We start from the raw sequence: 17,346 nt of genomic DNA on the forward strand, positions 1-17,346 counted from the left end.
TGCGCGGGCAGGGTCGCCCTCGCTGATCGACACGCCGGAGTCGGGTAACCCGGTTCGGGCTCGCTCATGCCACGATGGCACGTTCTGGCTCGGAGGGCATGTGCAGGCACGGCTCAGCCGTTCGCCCGGCCGTCGCGGCGGCCCACGGACGGCCCGCCGCCGGCGCGCAGCATCTGGCTGGTGGCCAGGTCGCGGTAGAGCGGGTCGCGCGCGAGCAGGTCCTCATGGCTTCCGCAGGCGGTGCTGCGGCCCCGGTCGAGGACGACGATGTGGTCGGCGTGCTGCACGGTGGACAGCCGGTGGGCGATGACCAGCAGGGCGCATTCCTGGGCGACGTCCTTCATCACCGTGGTCAGCGCCGCCTCGTTGATCGCGTCGAGGTGGGAGGTGGGCTCGTCCAGGAGCAGCAGCTCCGGGCGGGCGAGCAAGGCCCGGGCCAGGGCGACGCGTTGACGCTCGCCGCCCGAGAGGGTGCCGCCGCGTTCCCCGATGACGGTGTCCAGACCGTCGGGCAGCCGGTCGACGAGCTCCTCCAGCCGGGCCAGGGAGAGGACACGCCGGATCTCCGCCTCCGGTGCGTCGGGCACGGCGTAGGTGACGTTCTCCCGCAGAGTGCCGTGTACGACGTGGGTGTTCTGGTCGACCATGGCGATCCGCCGGCGGCAGGCGTCACGGCCGAGTTCCGCGGCGGGCCGGCCGTCGAACAGCACGGTTCCCGCGTCCGGTTCGTAGAACCCGGCCACCAGCGCGAAGACGGTGCTCTTGCCGGCTCCCGAGGGGCCGACGACGGCGACGTGCCGGCGGGGCGGGACGGCGAAGGAGACGCCGGACAGCACAGGGCGGCCCGCCTCGTAGCCGAAGCGGACGTCGTGCAGCGTGAGCACGGGCCCGCCGGTCGCAGCGGACGGCACGCGACGGGACCGCGCGGCCGACGGCCCCGTGCGCTCCACGGGCAGCCGCATTGCCTGGGCGACGCGCCGGTGGGCGCCCATGCCGCGCTGGACGAGGCTCACCGCGTGGAACACGGAGGACAGCGGCAGGACGAGGTAGGAGGCGTACAGCAGGAACGCGACGAGGTCGCCGAGGGAGCCCGCCTGAGCGCCCACGCGCAGGCCGCCGACGACCAGGACGACGAGGAAGGAGCCCTGGACGGCGAGTTCGACGGCGGGGCTCATGACGGACGCGAGCTTCGCGGTACGAACTCCCGCGTCGTAGGCCTCCTCGACCCGGGCTCCGATCCGGGCCGCCTCACGCTCCTCGGCACGATGCACCCGGACCATGGGCAGGGCGCCCAGCGCCCGTTCCAGATCCGCGGCGACGGCACCGACGGAGTCCTGCATGCGCTCGGAGGCTCTGCGGATGCCCTGGAGCAGCGAGCTGACCACGGCGGTGGCGACGGCCACGGTGGCGGCGACCAGAAGCAGCAGCAGCGGGTCGAGCCACGCCATCAGCAGGAGCGCCCCGGCGGCGACCAGGCATCCGGTCACCAGGTCGACGAGAGCCTGCGAGACGACCTCGCGCAGGAGGGTGGTGTCCGTGGTGACGCGGGAGATGAGGTCGCCGTTGCGGTGCCGGCCGTACTCCCGCATCTCCAGGCGGAGCAGACGTCCGACCAGGCCCATCCGGAGCCCGCGCACGACGCCCTCGCCGGTCCGCTCCAGCAGGAAACGGCCCGCCGACCCGATCGCCGCCTCCACGAGGAACAGTGCGCCGAGGAGCGCCAGCAGCGGCCAGACGACCTGCCCGCGGCCGCTCGCGTCCACCGCCTGCCGGGCCACCAGCGGCTGGGCCAGCCCCAGGGCGGAGCCGGCCAGCGTCAGCACGGTGGCCACGGCCACGGCGGTCCGGTGCCCCGCGGTGAGCCGGTACAGCGTGGCCACGGCGGCGCGGGTCGACCTGTCCTCGTCCGAGGGCTCTTGCCGTCCCCCGTCCACGACCGCGCCGCCGGCGGCCGGCTCGGCATCCCGCGGCGCCCGTCCGGCATCCCGCGGCGGCCCGGTGTCCGCCGCCTGTCCGGCATCCCGCGGCGGTCCGGCGCCCCGCGCCCGTCCGGCGTCCGGCGCCCGTCCAGCACCCGCCGCCCCTCCGGCATCCCGCGGCGGCCCAGCATCCGCCACCCGTCCGGCGTCCGGCGTCCGTCCGGCCCCCCGCGTCCGTCCGGTGTCCGCCTCCGTGTCGTCGCTCATCGCCCGGTCGGCTCGACGGCGACCAGCCGGGCGAAGTAGCCGTCGGGTACGTCCTCGCCGACGGGGCGGCCCTCCGCCTCGATCCAGGCGTGCGCGGTGAAGGGCGGGACGACGCGGACCCCGGCGCACCACGTCGGCCACGTGCCCAGCAGCCGGCACAGCAGCGCGGCCCCCAGGGAACGCGGCAGACAGCCTTTCGGCCCGGTGCAGCGCAGGCTGACGGCGCACATCGCGTCCCTCGCCCGCTGGGCCTGCGCGGTGCCGGCGGGCGCGGCCCCGCGACGCAGGACACCGAGGACGGCGCGCAGGCGGCGGGGCGGCAGCAGGGCGAGGACGACGGCGGGCAGGAGGACGAGGCGGGCGGCCAGACGGCGGCGGAGGGGCACGCCGGTGGGGCGTTCCAGCGCGCTGGGTGTCGTCATGAGGCCAGTCCCGCCTCACGCAGGTGCCCGACGAGCGCCTCGACGTCCCGCTGGGCCTGCGCCCGGTCGATGTCGAACTCGCGGACCAGCGCGGCGGTCGCGTCCGCCTCCTCGCCGCCGGCGAGCAGGGTACGGACCACGAGGGTGGCGGTCGGGTTCAACTCCCAGTAGGTGCCGGCTCGTTCGTCCAGCAGGACGGTGCCGTAGTCGGTCTCGGCCGTGGAGACGTGTGCGTCGAACCGCAAGGGCATGCGCTCGCCTTTCTCACGCGGTGCGGGTTCTTCAGGGAGTACGGGCGTGACCGCGGGACAGCGCCCGCAGCCACACCTCGGCGGCGATCGTGGAGTAGAGGATGGCGTCGGACAGCCCCGGCGAGGCGGGCCGGCGGGCCAGACGGCGCAGCTCGGCGCCGTCCACCAGTCCCAGCCGCGCGAGCCGGGAGTCCGCCCACAGCGCCAGCAGGTCGGCGCGGTGATCTCGCAGCCCGTCGGCGGCGTCCATGGCGGCCGTGGCCTTGGTGGCGCGCCGCAGGCACGCCTCGGGCACCAGTCCGCGCATCGCGGCGGTCAGCACCGGCTTGTACGCCCACGGCGTGACGCGCTCGGCGGGCCGTACGGCGAGACACGCCTCGATGACCCGGTCGTCGAGGAAGGGGTGGGCCATCGGCAGACCGGCGAGGGCCGCCATCCGGTCCCACTGGCGGATGATGCGCGTGGTCGAGCGGATCTGTTCCAGGTCCGTGTGCATCCCCCGGTCCGGATGCAGGGGTGTCGCCGTCGACGCGGCGTCGAGCAGCGCCCGCCGCGCCAGCCGCTCGGTTTCCGTGGTCACCCAGCCGAACAGCCGCGGTTCCATGCCCCAGCCGAGCCCGCTGGCCACCGACGTGGGGGACGGATCGCGCAGCCGTCCGGCCGTGTCGGCGAGCCATCCGCCGTACGGCCGGGAGGCCGCCAGGGCGCGTACGGTGCCGCCGAGCGGCCAGTTCCACAGGGCCCGGAACCCGCGCAGCTGCCGCACGGCGAACAGCGGACGGGTGCGCAGCAGCCGGTGGTAGTAGGCCTCGGAGCACCAGGCCACGTGGTCGCCGCCGATGCCGGTCAGGTGCAGCCGGCTGCCGCGGGCGGCGAGGGCCGGCAGGTGGTGCAGGACCCGGGAGCGGTCCATGACGCCGATGGTGGGCTCGTCGAGGAGGTCGTCGATGCCGAGCAAGTTCTCGTAGACCAGCGGTGAGGCGTCCGCGTCCCAGATGACGTGCTCGACGTCCGGGAGGTGGCTCGCGGCCAGCTCGGCCCAGTGCAGGTCGGTGTCCGCCGGATCGCGGCCCGGCCAGGTGCCGGCCACCACGCGGGCGCGGGAGCGGTCGGCGAGGAAGCATACGGACGTGGAGTCCAGCCCGCCGGACAGGTCGCAGCTGACCACGCCGCCCTGCCGGGTCCGCACGTCGACTGCCTCCTCCAGCGCCGTCCGGATGAGCGGCGCCGCCTCGGCGAGGGGTCGGACCGGCTCCGGCGGGGTCCACCAGGGGGTGTGCCGGACGGAGCGCCCGTCCGCGGCGACGATCACGGCGTCCTGCGGGGGCACGGCGGTCACCGGGCGCCACAGGGAGGTCTCGAACAGGGGGTACGGGGCCGGCCACAGCAGTCGGACGGCCAGTTCCTGCGGATGGGGGTCGAGGCCGAGGGAGGCGGCGAGGGTGTCGGCGCGACTGGCGGCCACCCGTACGCCGTCGATTTCCGCGTGGAAGACCAGCCGCAGACCGGAGGCGGTGCCCTGTACTCGGAGCCGGCCGCCGAGGGTGGCGACGAGATGGAAGCTGCCGGGGAGGGAGCGGGCCAGTGCGTCGAGCTCCGCGAGGTCCCTCAGCCGTGCGGCCGTGCGGCGCAGTTCGCCCGCCTCGACCGGGCAGCAGCCGATGACGGCGAGGGCCGTGTCGCCGGCGCTCGCCGTGACGACCTCGTCGTCGTGCCAGGTGCCGACCAGCCAGGGCCGGCCGGACGCGTGGGTGAGGGTGTGGGAGCCGGGCCGGGCGAAGGACCGGGCCACGGCGGCCGCGTCCGCACGGTCCGGGAAGACCGTGAAGTCCGCGTCGCCGAGGCCCGTCCCCGCACTTGCGTGCAGTTCAGTCATGACGTCGGGTCAGTGCCGTCGCCCGTCAGTTCTTGCTGAAGATCAGCCGGTCGTTGCCGTGGCGGGCAAGGAGCCCTGTCTCCTTGCGGAACGTTCCGAGCCGGACGAACGTCGGCGCTTCGTATGCCTTCTTCATGACTACTCCTCGCTGAGTCGTGCCCCGAGCCCACGTCGGGCTGGGCGCAGCACACAGCTAGCGGCCGAAGGTGAGGGCGCGGCAAGACGCGGCACGAAAGTATGAACATACGAGAAGGCTGATGACGTTGGTCCGCCGGCGGAGCGCGCGCCCCGGGCGTGCGGGTGTCGTGGCTGCCGGTGGCTCGCCGTGCGCATGTGCGAAGAATCGTTCTCACATGCGCCCGGTCGATGGTCGCGCCCGCCGAATCCGAAACCCCGGGAAGGAGCCGCCGGGGCGCATGGCGCATCCCACGGTGCGCACCACCTCCAGCAGGCGGGAGGCTCGACGGGCGGCGTGCTCAGAGGCCGTCCCGCGCGGTGAGGACGCGTGGTCCCGCGTCGGTGATCGCCACCGTGTGTTCCGCGTGGGCCGCGCGGGAGCCGTCGTTCGTGCACAGGGTCCAGCCGTCGGGAGCCGCGTGGTAGCCGTCCTCGCCGCTCGCGATGAGCATCGGCTCGATGGCCAGCACCATGCCGTGCCGCAGCGGCATGCCCCGGCCCGGGCGGCCCTCGTTCGGTACCCCCGGGTCCTCGTGCATCTTGCGGCCGATGCCGTGGCCGCCGAACCCGTCCGGGACGCCGTACCCCGCCGACCGGCACACCGAGCCGATGGCATGGGCGATGTCGCCGATGCGGTTGCCGACCACGGCCGCCTCGATGCCGGCCGCCAGCGCCCGCTCCGCCGTCTCGATCAGCCGTACGTCCGCCGGGCGGGCCCGGCCCACCGTGAAGCTGATCGCCGAGTCGCCCGCCCAGCCGCCCAGTTCGGCGCCGCAGTCGATGGAGACCAGATCGCCGTCGCGCAGCCGGTAGCCGGTCGGGATGCCGTGCACGATCGCGTCGTTCACCGAGGCGCAGATGACGGCGGGGAAGGGGGTGGGCGCGAACGAGGGACGGTAGCCGAGGAAGGGCGAGGTCGCCCCCGCGCCGCGCAGCACCTCGCGTGCCACCTCGTCCAGCTCCAGTAGGGAGACCCCCACGTCGGCGGCCTTGCGCACGGCCGTGAGGGCCTGGCCCACGACCTGTCCGGTCACGTACATCGCATCGATCGACTTGTCCGTCTTCAGTTCCACCATGCCAATTACTATACCGGTTTTGAATGGGGGTCGGTCGGGGGCGGTATTAGAATGGGCGCCATGGTGCGCACCCCTCTCACCCCCGAAGAGCGTGAACGCGGCGAGCGGCTCGGCCTGCTGCTCCGCGAGGCACGCGGCGGCCGCAGCATGACGGAGGTCGCGGCGAACGCCGGGATCTCCGCCGAGACGCTGCGCAAGATCGAGACCGGCCGCGCCCCGACGCCGGCCTTCTTCACGGTGGCCGCACTCGCGGCGGCCCTCGGGCTGTCGATGGACGAGCTGGTCGGGCAGTGCGCGCCGGCGGTCGAGGCCGCCGCCTGAGAGGTGCGCACGTCACGTTGCGGTAGCTCCGGCGTACTCTGCGTTCCGTCGGAAAACTCCCCGTAGCACGTCCGTAACACGGCTGGTGTTGCCTAACGGACCGGAGTGCTCCGGTCTGGCGGGAGTTGAGCGATGTCAGTGGATCAACTCCCGGCTCGGGTGCGGGAGTTCGTGAACTACCTGGACGGCCTCATGGCGCGCCTGGACCAGGGCGGCGGCTGGTGCGGGGTGTTCTGGCAGCGGGACCCGGAGGGCCTGCGGGCCTGCCTCGACGGCCGTGAGGTGCCGCCCTGGGACGTGGTGGAGTCCCTGCTGGACGACCTGGCCGCCCAGTACGGCCCCGGCGGCGCCGGCCCCGAGACGGAACGCGCCCGCGCCCTGCACGCCGCCGCCCTCGCCGCGCACGACTCCCGCCCGGGTGGGCGCGACGCCCTCGGGGACCGCCTCGACGTCATGCTCCGCGAACAGCGCCACGCCGCCGAACGGCAGGCGGAACTGGGCCGGTCGCTCACCTTCGCCACCGGCCGCGAACAGGCCGACGCCATCCGCCTCGACCTCGCCTGGGCCCGGGACGACCTCGAACGCGCGACCTCACGGTGCGACGAACTCCGCTTCCGGATGGCCGACTTGGAACGGCGAAGCGCGCGTGCGCGAGGACAGGCGCTACGACGGGACCGGATGGCGGAGCCCGTCTTCCGCGTGGAGGACGAGGCCGAGGGGACGACGGCGGGCCGGTTCGGCGGTGCGAACCTCCGGGACGACGGGTCCGGGGCCGGCCGGTTCGGCGGTGCGAACCTCCCGGACGACGGGTCCGGGGCCGGTCGGATGGGTGACGCGAACTTTCAGTACGACGGGGCCGGGGCCGGCCGGTTCGGCGGTGCGGACCTTCGGGGTGACGGGGCCGGGGCCGGTCGGAGGGGCGGTGAGGGCTTCAGGGAGGGCGGTACCGGGTCCGCCCCGGTGCCGGACGGCGGTCCTGCCGTGGGGGGCACCGCTCCCGCCCCCAAGCAGCGCAAGCGCCGCCGCGGCAGTGCCCGCTTCGCCGGGATGGATGAGGAGGAGGCCGCCCCCGTCGTCGTACCGCCGACCGCCGAGCCCGTCCTGCCCACGCTGCCCGCTCAGACCGCCGCCCCCACCTCCCGCAGCCCGCGCGGGGCGCGATTCGCCGGGGCCGCCGCCGAGGACGTGGCCGCGGCGCCCGTGCAGCCGCGGGACGCGGGGGTCGGCCCGGAGGACCGGCGGGAGGTCGCCGGGATCGTCCGGGCACTCGTGCGGCTGCGCGGTGAGGGGCGCAGCGGCGAGGCGCACGTCCTGCTCGTCGAGGCCGCGCACTGGCCCGCCGTACGTCTGCCGCTGCTCGCCGCGGAGATGCAGCGCGCCGGACTCGGGGCGGACTGGGCGACCCTGCTGTGGGAGGCCGCCTCGCTGCCGGCCGAGCGGCTCGTGGCCGCCGCCGACGCGCTGACCGCCGCGGGGCGCGCCGAGGACGGCGAGCAGATCCTGCGGCAGGGCGTGCTGCGGCCCGCGCCCGAGATAGGGCGGGCCGTGCTGGGGCTGGCCGGCGAGGGCCGGCGCCGCGAGGTCCGCGCGCTCCTCGACGCGTACGTCCGCATGCGCACCCCGGAAGAGGCCGCCCGCAGCGTCGAGGCGGACCCCGGGGCGCTCGTACCGCTGCTGCTGGAGGCCGCCCAGGGCGTCTCCGAGGAACGTCGGTGGGACCTCGTCCACGCCCTGCGGGTGGCGGGCTTCACCGCGTGAGCGGAACCCGCATCACCGGCCCCATCCCTCCCACCGGCCCCATCCATCACCCACAGGAGGGTGAAACCTGATCGACTCAGCGGGTTAACGACGATGGTCTTGGCAAGGCTGTCCCAGGGGCTTACTTTCGAGCCTCTACGGCCCCCTCTACGGGCGTAGAGGCTCTGACGTCCCGTCGAAGGAGCAGCTCATGGCCAACGTCGTACGCGCCGCTCTGGTCCAGGCCACCTGGACCGGCGACTCCGAGTCCATGGTCGCGAAACACGAGGAGCACGCACGCGAGGCGGCCCGGCAGGGCGCCAGGATCATCGGCTTCCAGGAAGTCTTCAACGCTCCCTACTTCTGCCAGGTCCAGGACCCCGAGCACTACAGCTGGGCCGAGCCGGTCCCCGACGGGCCCACCACACGCCGTATGCAGGACCTGGCCCGCGAGACCGGCATGGTGATCGTCGTGCCCGTCTTCGAGGTCGAGCAGTCCGGCTTCTACTACAACACCGCCGCCGTCATCGACTCCGACGGCACCTTCCTCGGCAAGTACCGCAAGCACCACATCCCACAGGTCAAGGGCTTCTGGGAGAAGTACTACTTCAAGCCCGGAAACATCGGCTGGCCCGTCTTCGAGACCTCCGTCGGCAAGGTCGGCGTCTACATCTGCTACGACCGCCACTTCCCGGAGGGCTGGCGGCAACTCGGCCTCAACGGCGCCCAGTTGGTCTACAACCCGTCGGCCACCTCGCGCGGTCTTTCGGCCTACCTGTGGCAGCTGGAGCAGCCCGCGGCGGCCGTCGCCAACGAGTACTTCGTCGCCGCGATCAACCGCGTGGGACAGGAGCCGTACGGCGACAACGACTTCTACGGGACGAGCTACTTCGTAGATCCGCGTGGGCAGGTTGTCGGGGAGATCGCCAGCGACAAGAGCGAGGAGCTTCTCGTGCGCGACCTCGACTTCGACCTGATCGACGAGGTGCGGCAGCAGTGGGCCTTCTACCGCGACCGCCGCCCCGACGCCTACGAAGGGCTGGTGCAGCCGTGACCAAGGACCTGCTGGGACGCCACCGTGCCGTCATGCCGGACTGGCTCGCCCTGTACTACGAGGAGCCGCTGGAGATCACCCACGGCGAGGGCCGGCACGTCTGGGACGCCGAGGGCAACCGCTACCTCGACTTCTTCGGCGGCATCCTCACCACGATGACCGCGCACGCGCTGCCCGAGGTCACCAAGGCGGTGAGCGAGCAGGCGGGACGGATCATCCACTCCTCGACCCTGTACCTCAACCGGCCCATGGTCGAACTCGCGGAGCGCATCGCGCACTTGAGCGGCATCCCGGACGCCCGCGTCTTCTTCACCACCTCCGGCACCGAGGCCAACGACACCGCGCTGCTGCTCGCGACGACCTACCAGCGGAGCAACTCGATCCTCGCGATGCGCAACAGCTACCACGGCCGCTCCTTCAGCGCCGTCGGCATCACCGGCAACCGCGGCTGGTCACCGACCTCGCTGTCACCGCTCCAGACCCTGTACGTCCACGGCGGCGTCCGCACCCGCGGCCCCTACGCCCACCTCTCCGACGACGACTTCATCGCTGCCTGCGTCGACGACCTGAAGGACCTCCTCGGCCACACCCGCACGCCCGCCGCGCTGATCGCCGAGCCGATCCAGGGCGTCGGCGGCTTCACCTCCGGCCCGGACGGGCTGTACGCCGCCTTCCGCGAGGTGCTCGCCGAGCGCGGCATCCTGTGGATCGCCGACGAGGTGCAGACCGGCTGGGGCCGCACCGGCGACCACTTCTGGGGCTGGCAGGCGCACGCCCGCTCCGGCCCGCCGGACATGCTGACCTTCGCCAAGGGCATCGGCAACGGCATGTCCATCGGCGGGGTCGTCGCCCGCGCCGAGCTCATGAACTGCCTCGACTCCAACAGCATCTCGACCTTCGGCGGCACCCAGATCACCATGGCGGCTGGCCTCGCCAACCTGTCGTACCTGCTGGAGCACGACCTCCAGGGCAACGCCCGGCGGGTCGGCGGGCTGCTCCTGGAGCGGCTGCGGGCCGTCGCCGCGCAGGTGCCGCACGTCAGGGAGGTGCGCGGCCGCGGCCTGATGCTGGGCATCGAACTGACCAGGCCCGGCACCGACGAGGCCGACCCCGCCGCCGCGTCCGCGGTGCTGGAGGCGGCCCGCGACGGCGGCCTGCTCATCGGCAAGGGCGGCGGCCACAACACCAGCGCCCTGCGCGTCGCGCCGCCCCTGTCCCTCACCGTCGCGGAGGCCGAGGAAGGCGCCGCGATCCTCGAGAACGCTCTGAGGAGCATCTAGCACGAACGCCCGAGTGCCTGAGCAAGGGAACGCCGCCATGACCACCACCTCGGAGCCCTGGGAGCCCACGGAACTCTCCGAACCCGCTCTGTCGGTCCGGCAGGTCCTCACCCTGGAGCGGGTGCTGGCCGGGGAGCCCGAGGTGGTGGCGGGCGCCGGCCAGCTCGACCGGCCGGTGCGCTGGGTGCACGTCGCCGAGGCACCGGACGTCGGGGTGATGCTCACCGGCGGCGAGATGGTGCTCACCACCGGGGTACTGCTGGCCGGGGACGAGGACAAGCAGGCCGAGTACATCCGCTCCCTGCACCGGGCCGAGGCGTCGGCCGTCGTACTGGGCCTCGGCCGGGCGTTCCCCGCCCCGCCGGAGGTGATGCGCCGGGCGGCCGAGCGGTGCGGGCTGCCCATGGTGGTGCTGCACCGGCCGTTCCCCTTCGCCGAGCTGACCGAAGAGGTCCAGTGCCGGCTGGTGCGGCGCAAGTTCGCCGCCGTCAGCCTCTCGGAGTCCGTACGGACCACGCTCACCGCGCTCATCACCGCGGGTGCCCCGCTACAGAGCCTGCTTGACGAGGTCGCCTCGCACAGCGCCTGCCCCGTCGTCGTCACCAACCTCGCCCACCGGGTCCTCGCCACGGCGGGGGAGCGGTCCGCCGTGGACGACGTGCTGCGCGACTGGGAGCGCATCGCCCGGCAGGCATGGGCGCACCACCCAGGCCGCTCAGGCACGGGGGGAGGCAGCGCGGGCGACGGCTGGATCCGCGCCGAACTCGGCGGGCGCGGCGAGCGCTGGGGGCGGATCACGCTGTGCGGGCACCGCGGCGACACCGCCACCGGACGGCTGCTCGCCGACCGTGCCGCCGAGGCCCTCGTCCTGCACCGCATGCTCGGCGGGAACTCCGCGCACACCTGGGAGGAGCAGTCCGCGCAGAGCCTGCTGACCGACCTCGTCAGCGGCGTCGTACCGGCGCGTCAGCTGCTGCCCAGGGCGCGGGCGGCCGGGCTGCCCGTCAACCGGCGGACGTTCGTGCCGCTGGTCGTGCGGGACGTCGAACCCGACCAGCTCGATCGCGTACTGCGGATGGTGGGGCTGTCCGGGCTCGTCGCCGAGCTGGCCGAGGGGGCCGTGGCGGTGCTGCTCAGCCTCGCCCGGGACCAGGACGCCTCGGTGCTGACGGAGAACTTCGCGGCCCGGGTGCACTCGGAGGCCGCCCGTACCGTCGTGGCCGCCGCCGACGCCCGTACCGCATGGGACGACGTGCCGACCGGGCTGCGCGAGGCCCAGCACGTCGCCGACGCCGCCGACTCCTCGGCGGCCCGTGACCTCCCGGCCGTGGTCCGGCTCAGGGACGTCCATCTGCGCGGCCTGATCCGGCTGTTGCGCGACGACCCGCATGTGCAGTCGTTCGCGGAGCGGGAGTTGGACGGGCTGCTGCGCACGGCCGACGACGACATGGTGTCCGTGCTGCGGACGTATCTCGCGACCGGCCGCAACAAGTCCCGCACGGCCCAGCTCCACCATGTCTCACGGCCCGCGCTCTACCGCCGCCTGGAGGCGATACAGACACGGCTCGGCGTCGACCTCGACGACTTCGAACAGGCCGCCTCCGTGCACATCGCACTCCTCGCGCACGACGCGCAACAGAGCTGAAACCTGCAACGACCTGGGAAAACGGCGGTGAAACATGGGATCACGACAGGGTGACACCGTGGCACGCCGTATGCCCGCAGACGTGACACCGTGCAACTCAAACCGCCGCTTCGGACTTCCTAGCCTTCTGGCACACCGAGTGACCGGAGGTCCCGATGAGCCGAGTGATCCGCGCTGCCCTCTTCCAGACCGCCTGGACCGGCGACAAGGAGTCGATGATCCAGGTCCACGAGCAGGCGGCCCGCGACGCGGCCGCGCAGGGCGCTCAAGTGCTGTGCTTCCAGGAGCTGTTCTACGGGCCGTACTTCTGCCAGGTGCAGGACAAGGCGTTCTACGAGTACGCCGAGCAGATCCCCGAGGGCCCGACCGTGCGGCGCTTCCAGGCGCTCGCCAAGGAGCTGGGCATCGTCCTGGTGCTGCCGATGTACGAGGAGGAGCAGCCGGGCGTCCTGTACAACACCGCCGCGGTGATCGACGCGGACGGCTCCTACCTCGGCAAGTACCGCAAGACCCACATCCCGCAAGTTCAGGGATTCTGGGAGAAGTTCTACTTCCGCCCGGGGAACAGCGGCTGGCCCGTCTTCGAGACGGCCGTCGGGAAGATCGGCGTCTACATCTGCTACGACCGTCACTTCCCCGAGGGCTGGCGGGCGCTGGGCCTGGCCGGCGCCGAGATCGTGTTCAACCCCTCCGCCACCTCCCGCGGGCTCTCCCGCTATCTGTGGCAGCTGGAGCAGCCGGCGGCGGCCGTCGCCAACGAGTACTTCGTGGGCGCGATCAACCGGGTCGGCGTCGAGGACCTCGGCGACAACGACTTCTACGGCACCACCTACTTCGTGGACCCGGAGGCCCAGTTCGTCGGCGAGGTGGCGAGCGACAAGGAGACCGAACTGGTCGTACGAGACCTGGACTTGGCCAAGCTCCGCGAGGTCCGCGACCGCTGGCAGTTCTACCGGGACCGCGCCCCGGGAACGTACGGCCCGCTGACGGCACCGTAAATACGCCGGCAGCGCAGCCGACTCAGGGGCGCGGGGAACTGCGCGACCAGCCACGAACGACCCGCACGCGACCACGAGGGAGAGGACCCATGACCGGCCGAACAGTAATCCGCGGCGGCCTCGTCATCACCGCATCCGACGAGCTGCACGCCGACGTCCTGATCGAGGACGGCCGTATCGCCGCCCTCGCCGCCGCCGGAACGTCCGCCGCCGAGGCCTGGACGGCCGAGCGGACCATCGACGCCACCGGGAAGTACGTCATCCCGGGCGGCGTCGACGTCCACACCCACATGGAGCTGCCGTTCGGCGGCACCTTCGCCTCCGACACCTTCGAGACCGGCACCCGGGCGGCCGCCTGGGGCGGTACCACCACGATCGTCGACTTCGCCGTGCAGAGCGTGGGCCGCTCGCTGCGCGAGGGCCTGGACGCCTGGCATGCCAAGGCCGAGGGCAACTGCGCCATCGACTACGGCTTCCACATGATCGTCTCCGATGTGAACGACGAGACGCTCAAGGAGCTGGACCTGCTGGTCGAGGAGGGCGTGACCAGCTTCAAGCAGTTCATGGCCTACCCGGGGGTCTTCTACTCCGACGACGGCCAGATCCTGCGCGCCATGCAGCGCTCCGCCGAGAACGGCGGCCTGATCATGATGCACGCCGAGAACGGCATCGCGATCGACGTGCTGGTGGAGCAGGCGCTGGCGCGCGGGGAGACCGACCCGCGCTACCACGGCGAGGTGCGCAAGGCGCTGCTGGAGGCCGAGGCCACCCACCGCGCGATCCGGCTCGCCCAGGTCGCCGGCGCCCCCCTGTACGTCGTACACGTCTCGGCCATGGAGGCGGTGGCCGAGCTGACGCGGGCGCGCGACGAGGGCCTGAACGTCTTCGGCGAGACCTGTCCGCAGTATCTGTTCCTGTCCACCGACAACCTCGCCGAGCCGGACTTCGAGGGCGCCAAGTACGTGTGCTCCACGCCGCTGCGGCCGCGTGAACACCAGGCCCAGCTGTGGAAGGGCCTGCGGACGAACGACCTCCAGGTCGTCTCCACCGACCACTGCCCCTTCTGCTTCGTCGGTCAGAAGGACCTCGGCCGGGGCGACTTCTCCAAGATCCCCAACGGGATGCCGGGCGTCGAGAACCGGATGGACCTGCTCCACCAGGCCGTCGTCGAGGGCCGTATCTCCCGCCGCCGCTGGATCGAGATCGCCTGCGCGTCCCCGGCCCGGATGTTCGGCATGTACCCGAAGAAGGGCACCATCGCGCCGGGCGCCGACGCCGACGTCGTGATCTACGACCCGCAGGCGACCCAGATCATGTCCGCCGAGACGCACCACATGAACGTCGACTACTCGGCCTACGAGGGCAAGCAGACCACCGGCCGGGTCGAGACGGTCCTCTCGCGCGGCGAACTCGTCATCACCGAGCGGGAGTACACCGGTCACGCCGGGCACGGTGTCTACACCCCCCGCTCCACCTGCCAGTACCTCAACTAGGAGCGGAGCACATGGACTTCGGACTCGTCCTGCAGACCGACCCGCCGGCCTCGCGGGTCGTGAGCCTGATGAAACGCGCCGAGCGCAGCGGGTTCAGCTACGGCTGGACCTTCGACTCGGCCGTGCTGTGGCAGGAGCCGTTCGTCATCTACAGCCAGATCCTGGCCAACACGCAGAAGCTGACCGTCGGACCCATGGTGACCAACCCGGGCACCCGGACCTGGGAGGTCACCGCCTCCACCTTCGCCACCCTCAACGACATGTTCGGCAACCGCACGGTCTGCGGCATCGGCCGCGGCGACTCGGCCATGCGTGTCGCCGGCCGCAAGCCCAACACGCTCGCCCGGATCAGTGAGGCCATGAAGGTCATCCGGGCGCTCGGCAGCGGACATGAGGCGGACCTCGGCGGCGGCACGGTGGTCCGGTTCCCCTGGATCAAACCCGGCGCCGAACTCCCCGTGTGGATGGCGGCGTACGGTCCGAAGGCGCTGAAGATGACCGGCGAGGAGGCCGACGGGTTCATTCTGCAGCTCGCCGACCTCTATCTGACCGAGTACATGGTCAAGGCCGTGAAGGCCGCGGCGGTCGCGGCCGGCCGTGACCCGTCCGAGGTGAAGATCTGCGTGGCCGCGCCGGCGTACGTCACCGAGGACGACTCGCCCGAGAAGCTCGCCCACGCCCGTGAGCAGTGCCGCTGGTTCGGCGGGATGGTCGGCAACCACGTCGCCGACCTGGTGTCCAAGTACGGCGAGCACTCCGCCGCCGTCCCCGACGAACTCACCGACTACATCAAGGCCCGTGAGGGCTACGACTACTCCCACCACGGGCGTGCCGACAATCCGGACACCGCGTTCGTGCCCGACGAGATCGTCGACCGGTTCTGTCTCATCGGTCCGGTCGAGAAGCACATCGAGAAGCTGAACGCCCTGCGCGAGCTGGGCGTCGACCAGTTCGCCGTCTACGACATGCACGACGCGCAGGAAGCGGTGATCGACGCGTACGGCGAGTCGGTCATCCCCGCGGTCAACTCCTGACGCCGGTAGGCGAGTTCACGCACCACCGCACCGCTCCACCGACCCCCCACCCCTTGTCTCCCTCCCCACCGGTCCCGGCCTCCCCGCCGCCCCGGGGAGGGGAGGGGTGGCGGGGCCCGGGGAGGGGAGGGCCCGCACCCGCATCCCGCGGGTCCGCACCCGCCCGTTCCCGTCGCCCCGCCGGCCCCCGCACGGCCTCTCCCGTTCCCGTCCAAGATCGATTGGCCTGCTCATGACCAATACAGTCCCCAAGGGGTCACCGATATCCCAGTCCGCCGACACCGGCGGCCGGATCGAACTCGCCCCCGAGGCGTTTCCCGCCGACAGCCCCTTCGCCAACGAGGATCTGCGTCCCGTCCCGGTCGCCGAGCGCAAGTGGACGACGTACAACTTCGCCGCCCTGTGGATCTCGATGGCCCACTGCATCCCCAGCTGGACCCTGGCCTCCGGCCTGGTCGCGCTCGGCATGGACTGGAAGCAGGCCGTCTTCACCATCGCGCTGGCCAATGTCATCGTGCTGCTGCCGATGCTGGCCACCGGGCACGCCGGACCCAAGTACGGCATCCCCTTCCCGGTGCTGGCGCGGGCCTCCTTCGGGCTGCGCGGCGCCAACATCCCGGCGATGATCCGGGCGGCCGTGGCCTGCGGCTGGTTCGGCATCCAGACCTGGATCGGCGGCAGCGGCATCTTCGCGCTCGGCTCCAAGCTCACCGGGGGCCACTGGGAGAACGCCGGCAAGATCGCGGGCAACCCCTGGCCGCTGTGGCTCTGCTTCATCCTGTTCTGGGCCGTGCAGATCGCGATCATCTACCGCGGCATGGACTTCCTGCGGCACTTCGAGAACTGGGCCGCGCCCTTCGTGATCGTCGGCGCGCTGGTGCTGCTGATCTGGATCGCGGTCGAGGCGGACGGGTTCGGCGCGCTGCTCGACCAGCCCTCGAAGCTCGGCTGGGGTCCCGACTTCTGGCCGGTCTTCTTCCCGTCCCTGATGGGAATGATCGGTTTCTGGGCGACCCTCTCCCTCAACATCCCCGACTTCACCCGCTTCGGTGCCAGTCAGAAGGCGCAGACCTGGGGGCAGTCCCTCGGCCTGCCCACGACCATGACGCTCTTCGCGATCCTCGCCGTCCTGGTCACCTCCGGCTCCGAGGTCGTCTACGGCGAGGCCATCTGGGACCCGGTCGCCCTGGCCGCCAAGGCCGACAGTGCCTTCGGTCTGCTCTTCGCCCTCGTCGTGGTGCTCATCGCGACGGTCTCCGTGAACATCGCGGCGAACGTGGTCTCCCCTGCGTACGACCTGGCGAACCTGGCGCCGAAGCTCATCAACTTCCGTACGGGCGCGCTGATCACCGGCGTCGTCGGTATCCTGATCTTCCCGTGGAAGCTGATCTCCACCCCGGAGTTCTACATCTTCACCTGGCTCGGGGTGGTCGGCGGCCTGCTCGGCACGGTCGCGGGCATCCTGATCGCCGACTACTGGATCGTCCGCCGCACGGTCCTGCACCTCGCCGACCTGTACACGCCCGGAGGGCGCTACTGGTACTCCTCCGGCTGGAACTGGCGCGCCATCGCCGCGTTCGTCGTCGGCGGCGTCCTCGCGGTCGGCGGCTCGTACTCGGGTGTGGGCGCGGACGGTTCGAGGACCGGGCCGTTCCCGGCCGACGGACTGATCCCGTTCCTCAAGCCGCTCGCCGACTACGGCTGGGCGGTGGGCCTGGGCACCTCTCTGGTGCTGTACGTGGTGCTGATGGGCGGGCGCAAGGAACGCGCGGACGCCTGATGAGGCAGGGGAGGAC

The 17,346-nt window shown here is 72.2% G+C and carries 15 protein-coding genes; 9 read left to right on the plus strand and 6 right to left on the minus strand.

Translation table 11 applies throughout. The features are described from left to right. Positions 1–113: 113 nt before the first annotated feature. From ACGFW6_RS39080 to map, 6 genes are all read right to left on the minus strand, one after another. The gene (locus ACGFW6_RS39080) at positions 114–1,880 is read right to left on the minus strand and encodes an ABC transporter ATP-binding protein (RefSeq protein ID WP_393521053.1); all 1,767 of its coding nucleotides are present in this window, start codon (positions 1,878–1,880) and stop codon (positions 114–116) included. Positions 1,881–2,182: 302 nt separating this feature from the next. After that, complete coding sequence (locus tag ACGFW6_RS39085) at positions 2,183–2,608, minus strand: lasso peptide biosynthesis B2 protein (protein WP_393521055.1); 426 nt, start codon at positions 2,606–2,608, stop codon at positions 2,183–2,185. Then, entirely contained in the window at positions 2,605–2,859 is a 255-nt protein-coding gene (locus ACGFW6_RS39090; protein WP_393521057.1) for a lasso peptide biosynthesis PqqD family chaperone, read from the minus strand. The genes ACGFW6_RS39085 and ACGFW6_RS39090 overlap by 4 nt, the downstream gene beginning before the upstream one ends. Positions 2,860–2,890: 31 nt before the next feature. Beyond that, positions 2,891–4,735 carry a lasso peptide isopeptide bond-forming cyclase gene (locus ACGFW6_RS39095; protein ID WP_393521059.1) on the minus strand — a complete coding sequence of 615 codons (1,845 nt, stop codon included), beginning with the start codon at positions 4,733–4,735 and terminating at the stop codon, positions 2,891–2,893. 25 nt (positions 4,736–4,760) lie between these two features. Further along, the gene (locus ACGFW6_RS39100) at positions 4,761–4,871 is read right to left on the minus strand and encodes a keywimysin-related RiPP (RefSeq protein WP_393521061.1); all 111 of its coding nucleotides are present in this window, start codon (positions 4,869–4,871) and stop codon (positions 4,761–4,763) included. A 340-nt stretch (positions 4,872–5,211) separates the two neighbouring features. Continuing rightward, positions 5,212–5,988, minus strand: a complete 777-nt coding sequence (gene map, locus ACGFW6_RS39105; protein ID WP_393521063.1) for a type I methionyl aminopeptidase — start codon at positions 5,986–5,988, stop codon at positions 5,212–5,214. A 60-nt stretch (positions 5,989–6,048) separates the two neighbouring features. On the opposite strand from map, the gene ACGFW6_RS39110 reads away from it, so the two are divergent. The 9 genes from ACGFW6_RS39110 to ACGFW6_RS39150 all read left to right on the plus strand — a co-directional run bounded on the left by ACGFW6_RS39110 (position 6,049) and on the right by ACGFW6_RS39150 (position 17,330). Then, complete coding sequence (locus tag ACGFW6_RS39110; RefSeq protein ID WP_393521065.1) at positions 6,049–6,309, plus strand: helix-turn-helix domain-containing protein; 261 nt, start codon at positions 6,049–6,051, stop codon at positions 6,307–6,309. Between the two features lie 132 nt (positions 6,310–6,441). Beyond that, positions 6,442–8,067: a hypothetical protein gene (locus ACGFW6_RS39115; RefSeq protein ID WP_393521067.1), complete on the plus strand. Its 1,626-nt coding sequence runs from the start codon at positions 6,442–6,444 to the stop codon at positions 8,065–8,067. 190 nt (positions 8,068–8,257) lie between these two features. Further along, positions 8,258–9,100: a nitrilase-related carbon-nitrogen hydrolase gene (locus tag ACGFW6_RS39120; RefSeq protein WP_393521069.1), complete on the plus strand. Its 843-nt coding sequence runs from the start codon at positions 8,258–8,260 to the stop codon at positions 9,098–9,100. Then, positions 9,097–10,380 carry an aspartate aminotransferase family protein gene (locus ACGFW6_RS39125; protein ID WP_393521071.1) on the plus strand — a complete coding sequence of 428 codons (1,284 nt, stop codon included), beginning with the start codon at positions 9,097–9,099 and terminating at the stop codon, positions 10,378–10,380. Before ACGFW6_RS39120 ends, ACGFW6_RS39125 begins: the two co-directional genes overlap by 4 nt. 37 nt (positions 10,381–10,417) lie before the next feature. Further along, positions 10,418–12,025 carry a PucR family transcriptional regulator gene (locus tag ACGFW6_RS39130; protein WP_393521073.1) on the plus strand — a complete coding sequence of 536 codons (1,608 nt, stop codon included), beginning with the start codon at positions 10,418–10,420 and terminating at the stop codon, positions 12,023–12,025. Positions 12,026–12,180: 155 nt separating this feature from the next. Next, a complete protein-coding gene (locus tag ACGFW6_RS39135) occupies positions 12,181–13,023 on the plus strand; it encodes a nitrilase-related carbon-nitrogen hydrolase (protein ID WP_107907928.1) in 843 nt (280 codons plus the stop codon). A gap of 89 nt (positions 13,024–13,112) precedes the next feature. Further along, a complete protein-coding gene (hydA, locus tag ACGFW6_RS39140; protein ID WP_393521075.1) occupies positions 13,113–14,516 on the plus strand; it encodes a dihydropyrimidinase in 1,404 nt (467 codons plus the stop codon). A gap of 11 nt (positions 14,517–14,527) precedes the next feature. Next, positions 14,528–15,550 carry a TIGR03842 family LLM class F420-dependent oxidoreductase gene (locus ACGFW6_RS39145; RefSeq protein WP_393521077.1) on the plus strand — a complete coding sequence of 341 codons (1,023 nt, stop codon included), beginning with the start codon at positions 14,528–14,530 and terminating at the stop codon, positions 15,548–15,550. Positions 15,551–15,782: 232 nt separating this feature from the next. After that, on the plus strand, positions 15,783–17,330 hold the full coding sequence (locus tag ACGFW6_RS39150) for an NCS1 family nucleobase:cation symporter-1 (RefSeq protein ID WP_393521079.1): 1,548 nt from the start codon (positions 15,783–15,785) through the stop codon (positions 17,328–17,330). Positions 17,331–17,346: the final 16 nt, after the last annotated feature.

Source organism: Streptomyces sp. Y7, from assembly GCF_043195415.1.
Taxonomy (GTDB): domain Bacteria; phylum Actinomycetota; class Actinomycetes; order Streptomycetales; family Streptomycetaceae; genus Streptomyces.